This is a genomic window from Sneathiella litorea, from assembly GCF_009882915.1.
In the GTDB taxonomy this organism is placed as follows: Bacteria; Pseudomonadota; Alphaproteobacteria; order Sneathiellales; family Sneathiellaceae; genus Sneathiella; species Sneathiella litorea.
In genome coordinates this window covers 957699-975942 of record NZ_WTUW01000001.1, presented here as the reverse complement: position 1 = coordinate 975942, position 18244 = coordinate 957699, and the positions used below count along the sequence as shown (strand labels likewise).

18 protein-coding genes and 1 pseudogene are annotated in these 18244 nt (G+C 54.2%); 8 read left to right on the top strand and 11 right to left on the bottom strand.

Features of this window, described 5'->3' with window-relative positions; translation table 11 throughout:
* The first annotated feature begins 60 nt into the window (after nucleotides 1–60).
* The gene (locus GQE98_RS04660) at nucleotides 61–843 is read left to right on the top strand and encodes a tetratricopeptide repeat protein (RefSeq protein WP_161314466.1); all 783 of its coding nucleotides are present in this window, start codon (nucleotides 61–63) and stop codon (nucleotides 841–843) included.
* A gap of 5 nt (nucleotides 844–848) precedes the next feature.
* On the opposite strand, the gene GQE98_RS04655 is transcribed toward GQE98_RS04660, so the two are convergent.
* The 4 genes from GQE98_RS04655 to GQE98_RS04640 form a co-directional block, all read right to left on the bottom strand.
* Nucleotides 849–2372 (bottom strand): YifB family Mg chelatase-like AAA ATPase, encoded by a 1524-nt coding sequence (locus tag GQE98_RS04655; protein ID WP_161314465.1) that lies wholly within the window; start codon nucleotides 2370–2372, stop codon nucleotides 849–851.
* Nucleotides 2373–2458: 86 nt separating this feature from the next.
* Nucleotides 2459–3415: a glutathione synthase gene (gshB, locus tag GQE98_RS04650; protein ID WP_161314464.1), complete on the bottom strand. Its 957-nt coding sequence runs from the start codon at nucleotides 3413–3415 to the stop codon at nucleotides 2459–2461.
* A gap of 96 nt (nucleotides 3416–3511) precedes the next feature.
* A complete protein-coding gene (locus tag GQE98_RS04645) occupies nucleotides 3512–4087 on the bottom strand; it encodes a BON domain-containing protein (protein ID WP_161314463.1) in 576 nt (191 codons plus the stop codon).
* A 69-nt stretch (nucleotides 4088–4156) separates the two neighbouring features.
* The gene (locus GQE98_RS04640) at nucleotides 4157–4546 is read right to left on the bottom strand and encodes a YraN family protein (protein ID WP_161314462.1); all 390 of its coding nucleotides are present in this window, start codon (nucleotides 4544–4546) and stop codon (nucleotides 4157–4159) included.
* A 139-nt stretch (nucleotides 4547–4685) separates the two neighbouring features.
* On the opposite strand from GQE98_RS04640, the gene GQE98_RS04635 reads away from it, so the two are divergent.
* Nucleotides 4686–6131 carry a penicillin-binding protein activator gene (locus GQE98_RS04635; protein ID WP_246157152.1) on the top strand — a complete coding sequence of 482 codons (1446 nt, stop codon included), beginning with the start codon at nucleotides 4686–4688 and terminating at the stop codon, nucleotides 6129–6131.
* On the opposite strand, the gene hemW is transcribed toward GQE98_RS04635, so the two are convergent.
* From hemW to rph, 3 genes and pseudogenes are all read right to left on the bottom strand, one after another.
* On the bottom strand, nucleotides 6123–7304 hold the full coding sequence (gene hemW / locus GQE98_RS04630) for a radical SAM family heme chaperone HemW (protein ID WP_161314460.1): 1182 nt from the start codon (nucleotides 7302–7304) through the stop codon (nucleotides 6123–6125). The genes GQE98_RS04635 and hemW overlap by 9 nt on opposite strands.
* A pseudogene (locus GQE98_RS04625) lies at nucleotides 7282–7862 on the bottom strand (non-canonical purine NTP pyrophosphatase); the annotation flags it as partial. The gene hemW and the pseudogene GQE98_RS04625, both read right to left, overlap by 23 nt.
* A 39-nt stretch (nucleotides 7863–7901) precedes the next feature.
* Nucleotides 7902–8618, bottom strand: a complete 717-nt coding sequence (rph, locus tag GQE98_RS04620; protein WP_161314458.1) for a ribonuclease PH — start codon at nucleotides 8616–8618, stop codon at nucleotides 7902–7904.
* A gap of 126 nt (nucleotides 8619–8744) precedes the next feature.
* Here rph and hrcA point away from each other — a divergent pair, with 126 nt between their 5' ends.
* Both hrcA and grpE read left to right on the top strand, forming a co-directional pair.
* The gene (hrcA, locus tag GQE98_RS04615; RefSeq protein WP_161314457.1) at nucleotides 8745–9773 is read left to right on the top strand and encodes a heat-inducible transcriptional repressor HrcA; all 1029 of its coding nucleotides are present in this window, start codon (nucleotides 8745–8747) and stop codon (nucleotides 9771–9773) included.
* A gap of 12 nt (nucleotides 9774–9785) precedes the next feature.
* The gene (gene grpE / locus GQE98_RS04610; RefSeq protein ID WP_161314456.1) at nucleotides 9786–10433 is read left to right on the top strand and encodes a nucleotide exchange factor GrpE; all 648 of its coding nucleotides are present in this window, start codon (nucleotides 9786–9788) and stop codon (nucleotides 10431–10433) included.
* Between the two features lie 4 nt (nucleotides 10434–10437).
* On the opposite strand, the gene rarD is transcribed toward grpE, so the two are convergent.
* Nucleotides 10438–11409: an EamA family transporter RarD gene (gene rarD / locus GQE98_RS04605; RefSeq protein ID WP_161314455.1), complete on the bottom strand. Its 972-nt coding sequence runs from the start codon at nucleotides 11407–11409 to the stop codon at nucleotides 10438–10440.
* Nucleotides 11410–11687: 278 nt separating this feature from the next.
* On the opposite strand from rarD, the gene dnaK reads away from it, so the two are divergent.
* From dnaK to dapB, 3 genes are all read left to right on the top strand, one after another.
* Nucleotides 11688–13601 (top strand): molecular chaperone DnaK, encoded by a 1914-nt coding sequence (gene dnaK / locus GQE98_RS04600; protein WP_161314454.1) that lies wholly within the window; start codon nucleotides 11688–11690, stop codon nucleotides 13599–13601.
* Nucleotides 13602–13703: 102 nt separating this feature from the next.
* Nucleotides 13704–14840, top strand: coding sequence for a molecular chaperone DnaJ (gene dnaJ / locus GQE98_RS04595; RefSeq protein WP_161314453.1), 1137 nt, complete (start codon nucleotides 13704–13706; stop codon nucleotides 14838–14840).
* A 90-nt stretch (nucleotides 14841–14930) separates the two neighbouring features.
* Complete coding sequence (dapB, locus tag GQE98_RS04590; protein ID WP_161314804.1) at nucleotides 14931–15734, top strand: 4-hydroxy-tetrahydrodipicolinate reductase; 804 nt, start codon at nucleotides 14931–14933, stop codon at nucleotides 15732–15734.
* Here the strand turns inward: dapB and GQE98_RS04585 are convergent.
* The gene (locus tag GQE98_RS04585) at nucleotides 15698–16234 is read right to left on the bottom strand and encodes a DUF2244 domain-containing protein (RefSeq protein WP_161314452.1); all 537 of its coding nucleotides are present in this window, start codon (nucleotides 16232–16234) and stop codon (nucleotides 15698–15700) included. The two genes, dapB and GQE98_RS04585, sit on opposite strands and share 37 nt — an antisense overlap.
* A 109-nt stretch (nucleotides 16235–16343) precedes the next feature.
* Between GQE98_RS04585 and nth the strand changes: the two genes are divergently transcribed.
* Nucleotides 16344–16979, top strand: a complete 636-nt coding sequence (nth, locus tag GQE98_RS04580; protein ID WP_161314451.1) for an endonuclease III — start codon at nucleotides 16344–16346, stop codon at nucleotides 16977–16979.
* Nucleotides 16980–17005: 26 nt separating this feature from the next.
* Here the strand turns inward: nth and GQE98_RS04575 are convergent, their stop codons facing one another.
* Complete coding sequence (locus GQE98_RS04575) at nucleotides 17006–17503, bottom strand: hypothetical protein (protein ID WP_161314450.1); 498 nt, start codon at nucleotides 17501–17503, stop codon at nucleotides 17006–17008.
* Nucleotides 17503–18189: an EI24 domain-containing protein gene (locus GQE98_RS04570; protein WP_161314449.1), complete on the bottom strand. Its 687-nt coding sequence runs from the start codon at nucleotides 18187–18189 to the stop codon at nucleotides 17503–17505. Before GQE98_RS04570 ends, GQE98_RS04575 begins: the two co-directional genes overlap by 1 nt.
* Nucleotides 18190–18244: the final 55 nt, after the last annotated feature.

Below are 18244 nucleotides of genomic sequence, written 5' to 3'. Positions count from 1 at the left end.
AATATAATCAATCCTGTATTCGGCATGTAGGATCGAATCAAGACTAATTTAAGGCAATCTATGATCGCGCGATTTTCAATTATTCTCATGGCCATTACCATATCGCTCGCTGCTCGGCCACAGCTCACTTTGGCGGCCGGCGCAATGGATGGGGTGCGGACGCAGGAAAGTGAATATGAAGCCTGCCTGACGCTAACCCGGAGGGAGCCAGAAAAAGCTTTTGAATCAGCCCTTGCGTGGCGCGATTCCGGCGGCGGCTTTCCGGCCCGTCACTGCGTCGCGCTGGCGCTGGTCGCGATGAAAAAATATGATCATGCGGCGCTAACCCTGGAAGAGCTGGCAGAGGATATGCAGGGCGCTGGTTCGGAATTACTCGTACCCGTCTTGACGCAGGCGGCTAATGTCTGGCTGCTGGCAGATGAGTACGACCGCGCCAATGCCGTCGCTACCACAGGCCTGGAGATTGACCCCGAAAACATAAATCTGCTGGTCGATCGAAGCCGTATTCTGGCGAAAGTCGGAGACTATAAAGGCGCCTTCGATGATCTTGATCTCGCACTCAAGCTCGACCCTGCGCGGAGCGACGCGCTTACTTTCCGTGCTGCCGCCTGGCGTCATCTGGGGGACAACGCCCGAGCGTTAGAAGACGTGGAACTCGCCCTATCGCTGGAACCTGACCTGCCTGACGCCCTGATTGAGCGTGGGATCCTCTATGAGGCGGCGGACAAACGGGATTTAGCGCGCAAAGACTGGTTGCGGGTGCTGGACCTCGCAACCAACACCGCGGCTGGCGACGAAGCGCGCCGTCACCTGGAATCCCTCGACGTCAATAAGGATAAATAGTCACCTCACCCATTCATGGCGAGGCGGCGACGATATTCGAGCGCTTCTGCAATATGGGATCGCAGGACAGTCTCACTCTCCGCAAGATCGGCAAGGGTTCGCGCGACTTTCAACACCCGATGATAGCCACGCGCAGAAAGTTTCAGCTTGCCAATGGCCTCCTGAAGGAGCGCTGTCGCGGACGTGTCCGGCTGGACAAACCGCTCTAACACCTCTCCTTCCGCGTCCGCGTTCGTGCGTATTGGCGTTGCATGATCAATATTCCGGTAGCGTTCCCGCTGTATTTCCCGGGCCCGCGCGACACGGGCCGCGACGATTTCTGTAGTCTCCGTCGGTGGAGGCAATGTCAGATCCGCGGCCGAGACAGCGGGCACATCCACATGAATATCGATTCGGTCCAGCATTGGTCCGGAAATACGGGAACGATATTCAACGGCGCATTTCGGCGCCCGGGCGCAAGCCTGCGCCGGATCATTGAGATGACCGCAACGACAGGGGTTCATCGCCGCAATCAGTTGCAGGCTCGCAGGGTAGGTGACATGCAGATTGGCGCGCGCCACCACCGCCCTGCCAATTTCCACCGGCTGGCGCAGGGATTCCAGGACCTGCCGGTTAAACTCCGGTAGTTCATCGAGGAACAAAACGCCGAGATGGGCGAGTGAAACCTCTCCCGGCTTCGCCCCCCGTCCGCCCCCAACCATGGCGGCAACCGATGCGGAATGATGGGGGTCGCGAAAGGGACGCCGGCGAGAGAGCCGACCCTCCTTCATTTCTCCGGCAATACTGGAGATCATGTTGACCTCCAACGCCTCGGCCGCATCGAGCGGCGGGAGCAAACCCGGAAGCCGCGCCGCCAGCATCGACTTGCCAGAGCCAGGAGGCCCGGTCATCAGCAGGTTATGCCCACCCGCTGCCGCAACCTCTAGAGCGCGCTTTGCTGTTTCCTGCCCCTTGATATCCTCAAGCTTCAGCGACAGCGCCTCATCGAGAATATCGCCATGGGCCGGCGGGGTGAGAACCTGCGTTCCCTTGAAGTGATTGATGAGCGCGAGTAGATCGGCAGGCGCCAGTACATTTAGATCTCCGGCCCAGGCAGCCTCAGGTCCCGAAGCCGCCGGGCAGATAATATTTTTATCCTCCCCCACCGCCGCAACGGCGGCAGGCAAAATACCCGTCACCGGATTACAGCTGCCATCGAGCGAGAGTTCGCCCATCACATAGTAATCATCGAGTTCTTCAGCGGGGAGAACACCCATCGCTGCGAGTATGCCAAGCGCGATCGGCAGATCATAATGCGCCCCTTCCTTGGGAAGGTCCGCCGGAGCAAGATTGACGGTAATGCGTTTGGGCGGCAGCCCAATACCGAGAGAGGTGAGCGCTGCGCGCACCCGCTCCCTGCTTTCCGCAACGGATTTATCCGCGAGACCGACAATGGTGAACGCAGGCAGGCCGGAGGCCATCATCACCTGCACATCCACTTCCCGCACATCCAGCCCTTGAAAAGCGACCGTCTTGATCTTCGCCTGCATGTCAACCTTCGGTTCATTAAATCGTTATACGCGCAACGATAGCATGTGTCCGAAGAATCTTCATGGTTAAAATTTAGTCGGCAAAATTAATAAGTGGTGGAATTACTGATCTTTTCCTCAAGGCAATCCCAGATGGTCGCCTCCAGCTTCACACCATCAAAGCGATTAATCTCCTGCAGGCCGGTGGGAGAGGTGACATTGATTTCGGTAAGATAATCCCCGATAACATCAATTCCGACAAAGATAAGGCCCTGTTCTTTCAGCGCCGTGCCGATGGCCTTGCATATCTCTTCTTCCCGCTTGGTGAGGGCCGATTTCACGGCCTGACCGCCGACATGCATGTTGGAGCGAACCTCACCCTTCTGCGGCACACGGTTGATCGCGCCGACCGGCTCTCCGTCCACAAGGATGATCCGTTTGTCGCCCTCGCGTACTTCAGGCAGGTATTTCTGCACAATCATCGGTTCGCGATAGAATTGCGTGAACATCTCACAGAGCGCCGTCAGGTTTTCGTCTTCGGGCTTCAGATGAAACACGCCAGCGCCACCATTGCCGTAGAGCGGCTTGATGATGATGTCCTTGAATTCACGTCGGAATTCCTTGATTTCATCCAGATTGGAGGAGATAAGCGTTGGCGGCATTATGCCATCGAAATGAGTGACGAACAGTTTTTCCGGCGCATTCCGGACGCTGACCGGATTATTCACCACTAATGTTTGCGGATGGATGTGCTCCAGCAAATGGGTCGCGGTGATATAGGACATATCAAACGGCGGATCCTGCCGCATCAGCACAACATCCATGGTCGCAAGATCGATCCGTTCGGGCGCGCCGGCGGTAAAGTGATTTCCCGGCTCACGCCGCAGTTCGAGCGGACGGGCATTGGCGATTATCCGACCTTGCGAAAAGGACATATCCTGAGGGCCATAATGGAATAGGCCATGGCCACGCGCCTGTGCCTCCAGGCCAAGGACAAAGCTACTGTCCCCGTTAATATCTATTTTTTCGATGGGATCCATCTGGATGGCTACGGCAAGACTCATTATTCCCGACCTTTATTGTTTAACGTAATGCGCCGCTATTTTTCTGAGGAGGGACCCTATCCCGCTTGAGCTGTCAATTCAAGCTGACTTCAGGTCCTATTTTGTTTTGACATAGCTGATGATATGACGAACGCCAGAAATTTCCTTGGCGTGATTTTTTACCCGCTGAAGTTCCGCCTCATCCTGGGCGATCCCCATCAGATAGACTGTTCCATCCACCGTCTCGACAGAATAATTGATGTTCATTATCTCCGTGTCGCCCAAGAGCTTCAATTTGAGCTTCGTCGTGATCAGGCTGTCAGACGCAAAACTTCCCCCCGACCCGCTACCCGCAACCTTGACCTCATTATGCACTTCCTTGACGCCCTTCACGCCCCAGATCAGGCGGGCCAGCGTTATCCGATCCTCTGGTGTTGGCACCTCCCCGGTTATCAGGACGACGCCATCAATCACTGTTGTTGAGGTTGAGGTGAACATCGGTTCGCTTTTCTGGAAGATGGCGTTCATGACCTGCGTCTTGATGGTCGCATCATCAATTACCGTCCCCACAGAGCGCTCCTCCGCGACGGCAACGCCTCCAATGGCCGCTCCGCCCAAAATTACTGTCGGGGTACATCCACTTAAAACAACGAGGGACGATAAAGCAATAAAAGCATAAGCAACAAATTTCATTCTGGGACGCCTTCAACTATAATTTTCACGCTACTATAAATACAATTCGCTCCGGTTAAAAGGGTCAGTTCACCCCAATTCCCATGCTCCTTCTATATGCCGCGGCCATTGCCAGAAGGACGTGACAAGCAGCACATCGAAGCGCACATTAAAGCCATTGAATTTCGGCTTTTCCATGACAAACGCTTCAAGCGCCCGAGCGATCCTGCGTTTTTGCTTGGCGCTCACAGCTTCTGCTGCATCGCCGATTCGCGGCCGCGCCTTCACCTCAACAGCAACAAGAAGATTATTGCGCCGGGCTATAATATCAATTTCGCCAACAGGCTTTCGATATCCCCGGGCGACAATATGATATCCCTTTAACCGAAGCGTGTTTGCCGCCATAAACTCAGCCGCATGCCCCCAGAAATAGGCACGACGGCGTTTACGTTTTAGCGCTTTTCTTGAAAGATGTGCCAAAATGTCGCCTCATGAACCTGTTTGTAATACCGCCATCAACAATTTACTTGCTCCGCTTGCGGGGGTTACCTAGTCTTCCGGGTCAGGAAATTGACATGAACACCGACGGAGTGAAAATTTGTTTCCCGCCAATTCTACCATGACATCGCGCTTCAAACGAAATTGGAACTCCCTGATTTATGTTGGCCTTGTCAGCCTTCTTGCCTTGCTTTTATCTGCCTGCCAGCCAGCAAAAATCGCCGATTCAGACCAGAAAGATATCAAGGAAGATAGCACAAAGACGATCGACTCCCAAGATCTGAACGATCTACTACCGTCGGATAAGACGCCATCAACCGAAGATCTTGCGAATACGCCAACCATCGATCCGATGACGCGATTGATAGAACCCGCGCCTGCGGTAATCGGACTGCGCGCGCCGGAACAATTAACCCCTGACCGGATAAAGATTGCCATCCTTCTACCGCTCTCCGGTCCGACTGCAGCCGTTGGTAATGATTTGCTGCGCGCCGCGAATATCGCCTTATTCGACCTCGGAAATCGCCAACTGGAACTGCTCCCCTTCGATACCAAGGGGACGCCGCGCGGTGCGGAAAGCGCCGCAGCAGAGTCGTTGGTTTCAGGCGCAGAGCTTATTCTAGGCCCTCTCTTTTCATCCTCCGTTGCCACCGTGCGCCCACTCGCACAGGAACGTGGTGTCAATGTCATTACCTTCTCCACCGACACGACGGTGGCAGGCGATGGGGTGTATGTCATGGGACTGACCGTCGGGCAGCAAGTTCGGCGAGTGATGGAGTTTGCCTATCGTCAGGGATTGTTTAATTTTGCGGTATTGGCCCCAAGTTCGCCATATGGCGACGCGGTTGTAAAAAATGTAACCGAGACAACCTCTAGCCTGGGCCTGTCTCTGGATCGCACGGTGCGCTACCCGACCGACGTTCCCGCCGGATCACAGGACCTGCACGAGATTGCCAGAATAATGGGGGATTACACGTTACGGCAAAAACAGCTGGAACAAGAAATTCAGCTTTATAGCAAAAAGGACGATGATGAATCGAAGGCCTATGTCAAACGGCTTGAAAAGCTCGACACGTTTGGTGAAGTAAGTTTTGATGCGCTGCTCATCCCCGAAGGCGGCGCCCGGCTGAAAGAGCTGGCGTCCTTGCTCTCTTATTATGATATCGATCCGGAAGTGGTCCAGTTCCTTGGCACCGGGCTTTGGGAAGATCCGTCGCTTTCAGCAGAGCCGGCGCTTGTTGGCGGGTGGTTCTCCGCGCCCTCCCCGGAAAAAGCCGCAGCTTTTCAAAAGCGTTTTACCGATCTCTATGGCTACCAGCCCTCCCGCATTGCCAGCCTCGCCTATGATGCGATGGCACTTGCCGGAGTCTTGGCGCTTGATCCGGCGGACATCCGCTTTTCCCCCGCCGCCATAGAAAACCCAAGCGGGTTTGCGGGGTATGACGGTATTTTCCGGTTCCCGGAGAATGGCATTGCCGAGCGTGGCCTTGCGGTGCTGGAAGTCGGGCCGAGAAAACAGCTCGTCCTGGAGCCGGAACCTGAGAGCTTTGCCCCTGCCTTAAACTAGGATTTCAGGAAGCAAACTATTCAGGACAAGGCGACCGCGGTCCGTGGCGCGCAGCTTTTGCTCATCCATCTGCATCAAACCAGCGTCGATGAGGTTATCCAACCTGTCCTGTCGCAGAAAGCCGGACATGGGCTGGCCGATGACAGCAGAAAAGTTCTCGAACCAAACTCCTTCGTCAAGGCGCAAACCCATCAGCAACATTTCTTCCGCGCATTCGAGTGAACTCCTGAGCGCTTCAGACACTTCCGTTCCATGGCCTTCTTTCTCAACCGCCGCAAGCCAGCTTTCCGGTCGTTTAATTTGCTGAGACGCTGTGCGTATTCCGTCTCGCACAAGCCGCCCATGCGCGCCGGGCCCGACACCGACATACTCTCCATAGCGCCAGTAGGTCAGGTTGTGGCGGCACTCAAAACCGGGGCGGGCATGGTTTGATATTTCATACGCGGGCAGACCGGCGGAAGCGCATAACGACTGCGTCATCTCAAACAGCTCTTCGGCGTTTTCTTCCGCGGGCATCGCAAATTCACCGCGCCTTACCGCGCCGGCAAATCCGGTATTCGGCTCGATCGTGAGCTGATAGAGCGAGAGATGGTCCCCGGCAAGGGTGAGTGCCGTCTCAAGATCGCTCCGCCAGTCATCAAGGCTTTGACCCGGCAACGCATAAATCAAATCGAAGGAGATATTCCGGAAGCTCTCCCGAGCGAGCTCAATTGCCTTCAGAGCCTCGCTCACAGAATGCTCCCGCCCAAGAAATTTTAGCGCTTCGTCCCGTATTGACTGAACACCGAGCGACAGGCGCGTCACCCCCGCCTGGCGATAGCCCGCGAAAGACGCGGCCTCGACCGATGTCGGATTTGCCTCCAAGGTAATTTCGATGTCGTCTGCGAATGTAAAATATTGGGCGGCACCCTCAATCAGCGCCCGGACCGTCTCTGGCTCCATAAGCGAGGGGGTGCCCCCACCGAAGAAAATACTGGTGAGCCTTTTCTTTGATGTCTGCCCCGCAAACCAGTCGAGATCCTGCAGCAGCGCCGCCGTCCAGCGTCGTTGGTCCACGGCCTCACGGACATGACTGTTGAAATCACAGTAAGGACATTTCTTACGGCAGAAAGGCCAATGGAAATACAGGCCAAATCCGGGGTCGGGGGCGCTATTCTCCGTTAAAGCAGGCATTTATCAGTTGCCGAAAGGCATCAGCCCTATGGCTCATGGCGTGCTTTTCCTCCGGCTCCATTTCCGCGAAAGTAACCTGATAGCCATCGGGCATGAAAATTGGATCATAACCGAAGCCTTTGTCGCCGCGAGGAGGCCAGACAGCGGTGCCACTGACCCGGCCCTCGAAACTCTCCACATGACCATCCGGCCAGGCGAGCGAGAGCGCGCAGATGAACTGAGCCTTGCGCCGCTCAGGCGTCATGGCGCCACGTTTCTGGAGTTCGTCCTCAACCTTTTGCATGGCAAAGGAAAAATCCTTCGTTGGACCAGCCCAGCGCGCGGAAAAAATGCCCGGCGCGCCATCAAGCGCATCCAGCGCAAAACCGGAGTCATCGCTAAGCGCTATCCTATTCGCGCCCGTCGCCGCCGCCAGTGCCTTGATCTCGGCATTGGCAATGAATGTATCGCCGTCCTCAACTGGTTCCGGCAAGCCCAACTCACCCGCAGAGACCGGTTCCACGTCGAAAGCAGCCAATAACTCGCCGATTTCGCGGACCTTGCCCGGATTGTGACTGGCGACAACCAATTTGCCGCCATCAAACTTTCGATGATTGCTCAAATGCCGAGAGCCTGTCGCTGGAGAGCGCATAGCTCTTTTACACCCTTCTTGGCGAGCGTGAAAAGGGATCCAAACTCAGCTTCAGAAAAAGGATCTTCCTCGGCTGTACCCTGGATCTCAATGATCTGTCCTTCGGATGTCAGCACGAAATTGGCGTCGGCCTGAGCATTGCTATCCTCCGGATAGTCAAGATCGAGAACAGGCGCGCCCTTGTAAATACCGCAGGAAACAGCCGCGACCTGGCCCTTCATCGGGATTTCAAGAATTTTCCCTTGCTCTACTAGCTTTTCAAATGCCTGATACAGCGCAACATAGGCACCGGTGATGGACGCTGTGCGCGTGCCGCCATCCGCCTGAATAACGTCGCAATCGACGGTGATCTGCCGTTCTCCGAAGCCTTCGAAATTGACCAGTGCCCGCAATGATCGCCCGATCAGTCGCTGAATTTCTACGGTTCGGCCCTGCTGCTTGCCGCGCGCGGCCTCCCGACCCATCCGCGATCCGGTTGAACGGGGTAACATGCCATACTCCGCCGTCACCCATCCCTTGCCCGTATTGCGCAGGAAGGGTGGCACCCGTTCCTCAATACTGGCAGTGCAGAGCACGTGTGTATCGCCGCATTTTATGAAGCAGGACCCCTCGGCATTCTTGGCATAGCCGGGTTCCATGATGATGTTGCGCAGTTGATCTGGGGCTCTGCCGGAGGGGCGCATAAAACTTCCTTTAATTTGAGAAACAAGATTTGCGCCTTTTGTACCTGCTGCACCAGATTGACGCAAGCCTCCCGCGTCACTACATTCAAGTGCAAGAGAGAAACAGCTATATCGCGATTGATCAACATGACGATACAAGAACTTAACGAACGCAGCCGCATCGTCTTCCGGCATATAGTGGAAACCTATATGCAAACCGGAGAGCCCGTCGGCTCGCGCACGCTGTCGCGGATAAGCGAACTTGACCTCTCTGCCGCCTCGATCCGCAATGTCATGGCCGACCTCGCCGATGCGGGCCTTCTGTATTCACCACATACGTCGGCCGGACGGCTGCCAACGCAGCAAGGGCTCCGCTTATTTGTGGACGGCATACTTGAAATCGGCAATCTGACGGAAGCAGAGCGAGCGGATATCAAGGCACGTTGTGCCGTTGACGGCCGCAATATGGAAGAAATGCTCACCGAGGCATCCTCCATGCTCTCCGGGCTGTCAAACTGCGCATCTCTGGTGATCGCCCCGAAAAGCGACAGCTCGATCAAGCAGATTGAGTTTGTTCGCCTCGGAGTTGACCGGGCCCTGGTGATTATCGTGACCGCCAACGGGATGGTTGAGAACCGGGCCGTCGATCTGCCGCCGGGGCTTACCGATTCCGGCCTCCGGGAGGCTGCCAACTATCTCAATGCGAAGCTGGCCGGGCGTACACTGCATGAGATGAAACAGGACATACAGCTCGAACTTGATAATCATCAGGCTGAACTCGATGAACTGACACAGGAACTGATTGCCCATGATATTGCGAGCTGGGGCGGTCGGGAAACCCTGATTGTCCGTGGTCATGCAAATCTGCTGCAGAATGTGCAAGCGCTTGAAGATCTTGAAAAAATCAGGGAACTGTTCGATACACTTGAAGTCAAGAAAGAGCGAATTAAATTGCTGGAATTGGCTGAAAAAGGGAGTGGTGTAAAAGTTTTTATTGGCTCGGAGAATAATCTTTTCTCGCTTTCCGGCACATCAATGATTATCTCTCCATATCATAACAGCCAAGAACAGGTCGTCGGCGCCATTGGTGTGATTGGCCCGGCGCGGTTAAACTATGCGCGTATCGTCCCGATGGTGGATTATACCGCAAAGGTAATCGGTAAATTGCTGGATTAGGAAACAGACAAAATGAATGAACCAAAGCAGCACCCCCTGAATGATCAGGAGGAGAATGAAAAATTGTCAAAAGAGGCACAAGCCGCGGCAGACGCCCTGAAGCAGGACGAAGAAGACGCGAACTCCGAAACGGACACGACTGAACAGTCGAGCGACGTTGATATCGTTGCTGAAAAAGATGCCGAGATTGCGGACCTGAAGGACAAGCTGCTCCGGGCAATGGCGGATGTTGAGAATATGCGCCGCCGGGCTGAGCGTGAAAAGCAGGATGCGCACACCTACGGGGTCACCAAATTTGCCCGGGATATTTTAGGTGTCGCCGATAATCTTCGACGCGCAATCGAAAGCATTCCTGATACGGCACGCGAGAATGCGGATGTAAAGAGTGTTCTGCCCGGCATTGAAATGACAGAGTCAGAATTACTCAACACGCTGGAAAAACACCAGATCCGTAAGATCGACCCAAAAGGAGAGAAATTCGATCCCAACCTGCATCAGGCGATGTATGAAATTGAAGACCCTTCCGTCGAGCCAGGCACTGTCTTGCAGGTGACCCAGGCTGGCTTCGTAATTGCCGACCGTCTTCTGCGTCCGGCTATGGTCGGGGTGTCAAAAGGTGGCCAGAAGCGCACCGAAACCCATATCGACGAGAAGGTGTAACCCTTTAAGGTACACCCTTGAGCACCGCGGGGCGACGCCGCCCCCGGTAACCATCTACGCTATAAATAATCAGGCCAATCCAGATCAGCGCAAAAGCAAACAGCCGCGACTGATCAAACGGTTCGTTGTAAAGATACACCGCGATAAAAACATGCATGGTCGGAGATAAATACTGCAGGACACCGATCGTCGTGAATTTTAGATACTTGGCGGCGGTGGTAAATAGTATTAGTGGGACCGCCGTCACTACGCCCGTGCCAACCAACAACAGCAAGGTGCTCGTATCAAACAGAAATCCGGTTGGCGCCTCCGTTGAGGTCGCGGGATCCACAGTGAACGTCAAATAAAGCAAATACCCGAGCGCCACCGGAAACAGCAACGTCGTCTCAACCACCAGACCAACGGCGCTGTCTGCACCGGTCTTCTTGCGAAGCAGGGCATAAAACCCGAAAGAAAAAGCGAGCACTAGCGATATCCACGGCAGATAGCCAACCTGTATCGTCAGGATGGTTACCGCAGCAACGGCGCATAAAATGGACACCGTCTGCCATTTATTAAGCCGCTCCCCCAGAAAAATCATACCGAGCAGGATATTGACCAATGGATTGATATAATAGCCGAGACTTCCTTCCAGAATACGATCATTGGATATAGCCCAGACGAAAGTCAGCCAGTTGCCTCCAATCAGCACTGTGGTCAGCACAAAAACGAAAAGCCGGCGCGGATCCCGGTAAATTTCCAGAAGCTGGCCAATTTTCCGTGTCGATAGGATCAACAGCAAAACCAGCACAGACGACCAGATGATGCGATGAGAAATAATCTCTATCGGAGAGACATGGGACAGCCATTTAAAATAGACGGGGGAACAGCCCCACACGAAGAAAGCACCAAATGCGCTCAACAGGCCGCGAGTCTCATCGGGCGAGAAAAAGGTGATGGCCGCACTATTGCCGCGACTGGGGGGTTCTGCGGTCACACGGATTTCCTGATTTAGTTGATTACATTTTCGTCTATCACACGCATCAGAGCCTGGTGGCAAGTAAAAAATAGGTGAAGCACGCCAGCCATGTCCTGCCTGCGGGGCGTGTCTGTACCGTTGAATCCAATATTATAGCGTTGCGCAACCACTCCGACCCTTGCACTGAATTTGTTTCGAACTTATATACACGGCAACGGACTTAACGTTTTAAATCCTGGGGATCACCAAGGTGCATGAGGTGGCTTTGATGATTTGCCATAATTAATGAGGATATGATGGCTAAAGTAATTGGAATTGACTTAGGAACGACCAACTCCTGCATCGCCGTTATGGACGGCAAGAATGCAAAGGTCATTGAGAATTCAGAAGGTGCCCGTACGACCCCATCAATGGTCGCCTTTACAGAAGACGGCGAAAAGCTCGTCGGTCAGTCAGCGAAGCGCCAAGGGGTAACGAACCCCCAGAATACCTTCTTCGCGATCAAGCGCCTTATCGGCCGCCGGTTTGACGATAAGACTACCCAAAAAGATAAAGAGATGGTCCCTTACGACATTGTCAAAGCGGACAATGGCGACGCTTGGGTCGAATCTCGCGGTGAAAAATACTCTCCAAGCCAGATTTCGGCCTTCATCCTGCAAAAGATGAAGGAAACGGCCGAAAGCTATCTCGGTGAAAAAGTCAGTCAGGCCGTTATCACGGTTCCAGCCTATTTTAATGATGCCCAACGTCAGGCAACGAAAGATGCAGGCAAGATTGCCGGCCTTGAAGTCCTTCGTATCATCAACGAACCGACAGCGGCCGCACTTGCCTATGGCATGGACAAGGCGAACCAGACCGTTGCCGTGTATGACTTGGGTGGCGGAACGTTTGACGTCTCCATCCTTGAAATTGGTGATGGCGTTTTCGAAGTCCGCTCAACCAACGGCGACACTTTCCTCGGCGGTGAAGATTTCGACCTGACACTGGTTGACTATCTGGCGGATGAATTCAAGAAAGAGCAGGGCATCGACCTGCGTGCCGACAAGATGGCGTTGCAGCGCCTGAAAGAGGCTGCAGAGAAAGCGAAAATCGAACTTTCCTCCTCTCAGTCAACAGAAATCAACCTGCCATTTATCACGGCGGACGCTTCTGGTCCGAAGCATATGCAGTTGAAGCTGACCCGCGCTCAATTTGAGCGACTGGTGGAAGGTTTGATCAAGCGCACTCTCGCCCCTTGTGAGAAAGCATTGAAAGACGCCGGATTACAAAAAGGCGAAATCGACGAGGTTATCCTGGTTGGCGGCATGAGCCGTATGCCCAAGGTTATCGAAGAGGTTAAAAACTTCTTTGGCCGCGAACCGCACAAGGGTGTGAACCCGGACGAAGTGGTTGCTATCGGCGCAGCCATTCAGGCCGGCGTGCTTCAAGGTGACGTGAAAGACGTTCTACTGCTTGACGTAACGCCGCTGTCGCTTGGTATCGAAACATTGGGGGGTGTCTTTACCCGCCTGATCGATCGTAACACGACGATCCCGACGAAGAAGAGCCAGACTTTCTCGACCGCCGAGGATAATCAGTCGGCCGTGACCATTCGGGTGTTCCAGGGCGAGCGCGAGATGGCTGCGGACAACAAGCTACTTGGCAACTTTGACCTGACCGATATCCCGGGTGCCCCACGCGGCGTTCCGCAGATTGAGGTGACCTTCGATATTGATGCGAACGGTATTGTCAACGTTTCGGCGAAAGACAAGGGCACCGGTCGGGAGCAGAAGATACAGATTCAGGCTTCCAGTGGTTTGAGCGAGGCCGACATCGACCAGATGGTCAAGGACGCCGAAGAGCATGCCGCCGAAGACAAGGCCCGCAAGGAAAAAGTCGAAGTCTTGAACCAGGCCGACAGCCTTGTTCACGCGACGGAGAAAACCCTTGAAGAAGCCGGTGATAAAGTAGGCGACGACGTCAAGGCGCCGATCGAAACCGCACTCGGTGAGTTGAAGGAAGCCAAGGAAGGTGATGATGTCGAGGCCATCAAGGCCAAGATGGAAGCACTGCAGGCAGCCTCCATGAAACTCGGTGAAGCTCTCTACGCCCAGTCGCAGGACGCGGGGCAGGCCGAGGCCGGTGAAGGCCAGGAACAGAGCAACGCCTCCGATGATGACGTTGTCGATGCCGACTTCGAGGAAGTCGACGAAGACAAGAAAGATAAGTAAGGATTTTTAGGGGAAACCCGATGAAATCCTGTCTTCCAACATACCGCTCCGATTCTGGGCAGACGCTCAATCGGGGCGGCTTTCGTTAAGTGATAGATACTGATGGCCAAACGTGATTATTACGAAGTTCTTGGGGTGGAAAGCAACGCTGACGCCGCAGTGATCAAATCCGCCTACCGCAAAAAGGCAATGCAATACCACCCAGATCGTAACCCCGGTGACAGTAGTGCCGAGGCCGCTTTCAAGGAAGTCAACGAAGCCTACGAAGTTCTGAAAGAACCGCAGAAGCGAAGTGCCTATGACCAATATGGTCATGCCGCCTTTGAAAATGGTGGTGGCCCCGGCGGCGCACAGGGCTTTGGCGGTATGGGCGGCGGTTTCAGCGATATTTTCGAAGACCTGTTTGGCGACTTTATGGGCGGCGCCCAGGGTGGTGGACGATCTCGAAGCCCGCGCGGCTCTGATCTTCGATATAACCTCGAAATCTCCCTCGAAGACGCCTACAATGGCAAAAAGATGGAGCTGAAAATCCCGACAACCGCCCCTTGCGAAAGCTGCGATGGGTCGGGAGCAGAGGCTGGATCTGAACCCACAGCCTGCGACAGTTGTCAGGGAATGGGTAAAATCCGTGCACAACAGGGATTCTTTACGATTGAACGTACCTGCCCGACATGTCAGGGACAGGGACAGGTTATCAAGAACCCCTGTAAAACCTGTCGAGGCCAAGGGCGGGTAAACAAGGAAAAAACCTTGTCCGTCAATATCCCTGCAGGTGTCGATGACGGCAACCGAATCCGCCTCTCCGGTGAAGGTGAAGCTGGCATGCGCGGTGGACCGCCCGGCGATCTCTATATTTTCCTGACCGTTCAGGATCACCGGATATTCCAGCGCGATGGCCAGAATATTCACTGCCGCGTTCCCATTCCGCTCACGACCGCCGCGCTTGGCGGCGATATTGAGGTGCCAACACTGGAAGGCGCGCGCGCCAAAGTCAGCATTACGGCAGGCACCCAGTCCGGGCGGAAGTTCCGTCTGCGCGGCAAGGGCATGCCGATCATGAATTCCCACAGCCATGGCGATATGTATATCCATACCATCGTTGAAACGCCGGTTAATCTCAGCAAGCGCCAGAAAGAGCTGCTGAAGGAATTTGAAGCAGAGGGTAAAGGCGCACACAGCCCCGAATCCGAAGGCTTTTTCTCGCGTGTGAAGGATTTTCTCGCCGATCTAAAGGACTGATGGACCGTCACGGCATTACCATCTCGCCACATTCTTCTGACTGTGCTACATCCTGTGGCGCGATAACAGAGGTAGTGTGACATGAGCGACTTGAAGATTGGAATTGTCGGGGCGGCTGGTCGAATGGGCCGGATGCTGGTAAAGCAGGTAACGGAAACGGCTGGCTGCGAGATATGCGGCGGGACCGAACCCACCAATTCCCCGGACATCGGTAAGGATATCCACGCCCTCGCCGGACTGGACCCCTCCGGCATTCTGGTCAAAGATAATACTGAAAAACTTTTCGATTTGGCCGATGCGGTGATTGATTTCACGACACCCGCTGCTTCTGTCGCCCATGCGAAGCTTGCCGCGAACAGCGGTAAGATTCTTGTCATTGGCACCACCGGCCTCAGCAATGACCAACAGGCTGAGATTACCGCCTGCGGGGATAAAGCAGTCATTGTCCAGGGCGCAAATATGAGCCTTGGAGTCAATTTGCTGGCCCAACTCACCCGCAAGGTTGCCGCTATTCTCGATGATGAGTTTGACGTCGAAATTCTCGAAATGCATCACCATCACAAGGTCGATGCACCGTCGGGAACCGCTTTACTGCTGGGCAAGGCGGCTGCGGTCGGTCGGGGTGTTGATCATAATACGGTTGCGGATCGCGGTCGCGATGGCATTACCGGTGCCCGCAACCGTGGGGATATCGGTTATGCGGTGTTGCGCGGGGGGAATGTTGTCGGCGATCACACGGTGATGTTCGCCGCGGAAAATGAACGGATCGAGCTGACCCACAAGGCCGGAGATCGGTCCATCTTTGCCCGTGGTGCCGTCCGTGCCACGCTCTGGGCGAAGGACAAGTCGGCTGGAAATTATGATATGATGGACGTCCTCGGGCTGGGTGACTGAAGAAAACCGCCCTCGCGATAAGTCTCAAGCGCCGTTGCAATCAATTCCTGCACCTCGATCTTTTCATCTTCGCCGAGAAAGTTGCCAATTTCGTATAATTTCCCCCGGTTCGTCACCCAGAGCCGCCCCTTCTCGATCATCGCCCGTGCCCAATAGGCATCGAACACTTCCACCTTCGCGGCACCGTCAGGCGCGATGCGCGTGATGGTGAAGACATCATTCTGGATATCCACCGTCTCATAACGCCGGGCGGCACGGAAATTGAGCCGGAAAGCGAGATAGATCAGAAGCGCGTCCAGCCCGAAAAAACCTAAAACCGGCCAAGCCCCCATGGAGAGGAAGGCCATTCCCGAGATAAAGCTGATCAGGGCAACGCTGCTCATCAGAAAAACAAACCCAGGCTGCGACAAACTCCGGTTCGGATGAAGGGACATAAAGAAGGAACCTGCCGCGCCTGTCTGCAAGTCCTCCACTTCCGTCCTGTCATCTGATTTCGGCATCGCCTGATCCTCCATATTGATTATTGCGCATAAATCCCGCCTATGCCAATAACTAAGGAATAGAGCCCATCAAGTTAACGTCATTTCGCGCAAGGCAGGGAGAATTGCCATGAAAAAAGCAGATATTCACGAATTTTTTCGCCGCCTTGAGGAAAACAACCCCGAACCGGAAGGGGAACTCAATTACGTCAATCCCTTCACGCTTCTGGTTGCCGTAGTTCTCTCCGCACAGGCCACAGACGTCGGTGTGAACAAGGCGACGGGGCCACTGTTTGCCATCGCCGATACCCCGGAGAAGATTTTTGCACTCGGGGAAGATACTTTACGCGATTATATCAAGACCATCGGGCTTTATAAGACCAAGGCAAAAAATGTTATCAAGCTGTGCGAAGCCTTGATCCGTGATCATGACAGCAAGGTGCCCGAAACCCGCGAGGAACTTGAAAAACTAGCCGGCGTCGGGCGGAAAACAGCAAATGTTGTCCTCAATATCGCCTTTGGCCATCCAACGATTGCGGTGGACACACATTTATTTCGCCTCGGTAATCGGACGGGGCTCGCGCCGGGCAAAACACCGCTTGAGGTCGAAAAGAAGTTAGAGAAGAAAATCCCGAAAGAATTTCTTCGCCATGCCCATCACTGGCTGATCCTGCATGGGCGCTATGTCTGCAAGGCCCGCAAGCCCGAATGCTATCGCTGCATCGTCGCCGACCTTTGTGCCTTCAAGGGCAAAACAGTCGCATAGAACCCAGTAGCGAAATTGCCGTGGCGTCAGGACGCCTTTTTAGCAATGAAGGCCTCTTCTGCGCCGACTGAGCGTAAATACTCATTAAAGCAATGCTTGCGATCAACGTCCGAAAAGGAAGCGACGCTCCGTCCATTTATAGCGATATGGCGGACAACCAGTCTGCCCTCAGACGACTTCGCGGGATAGAAGAACAGATGCAAGGCGCACTCCCGCGTGAGATACTGCCAAACCTCCGCCGGACTGTCCTCACGCTTCAGGTTAGGGTCACCAAATGCCTGTTCTATTTCTGTTGTAGTTTTACCAACGACAACCGTTGGATCCAATAATACCCGGGGGCGGACCGCTGCAATAGCCGGAGGTATATCCTGCGTCTTTGATTTAGGTTGTTGTGTCGCCGCCGGATTTTGTAGCCTGATAGATGTGCTGGCTTTTGGTATGTCCGTGGAGCTTGCCGGCGCCTGCGCACAGGCCGTAAGCCCGAGTGCAAGTACAAGCAGGCAAAGACCTGAAAGCCTGCCCATCAGGTAACCAATTCCCGGCTCTTGGGTTTGCTTCCGACCCGCTTTTTGTATAGATGAACCATTGCCGCTGTCGCGATAATCGGGGCGACCAGATTGAGGATCGGAATGGTCAGAGTAAAGGCAATCACTATACCCATCAGATAAAGCTCAGAGGCGTTAGTCTTGCGAAGCCGAGCCACTTCTTCCATATCATGATGGCGGATCGCCACCATCTGGAAATATTCCCGAGAGATCAGATAGCCGTTCAGCAGGTAGTAGACAAAAAGATTAATGACCGGGATGAAATAGAGTGGCAGTACAATGATATTGCAGGCGATGACTAGCGCGAGAAATTTAACTGCATCCCAGATACTCGACAGGATCGGAATATCATGCGCCGGATCATCCTGTGGATAGTGCTTTTTCTCGACCGCATCGGATATATCATCCAGAAACAGTCCGATCAGGGCACTGATTACCAGTGGGAAAAGAAAAAACCCGCCGAGCAGAAAGCCGAGCCCGGCAAGAAAACTGATCGCCGTATTAAGCCAGCCATACTCGAATTCGGGGACGAGCGAAAATGCCTCCGACGCGCCAAAACCGACAAGAATGAAGATGCCGGCCGTCAGAGCCAGGGCTTTCAAAAGAACAGAACGAAATGCTTTGTCATCCAGTTGCCCAACGGCCTTGCTAATTGCAGAAAACAAAATGCGCCCTCTTGCTTGTTAAATCGAAAATACTTCGGTTCATGTAAGCGTTACC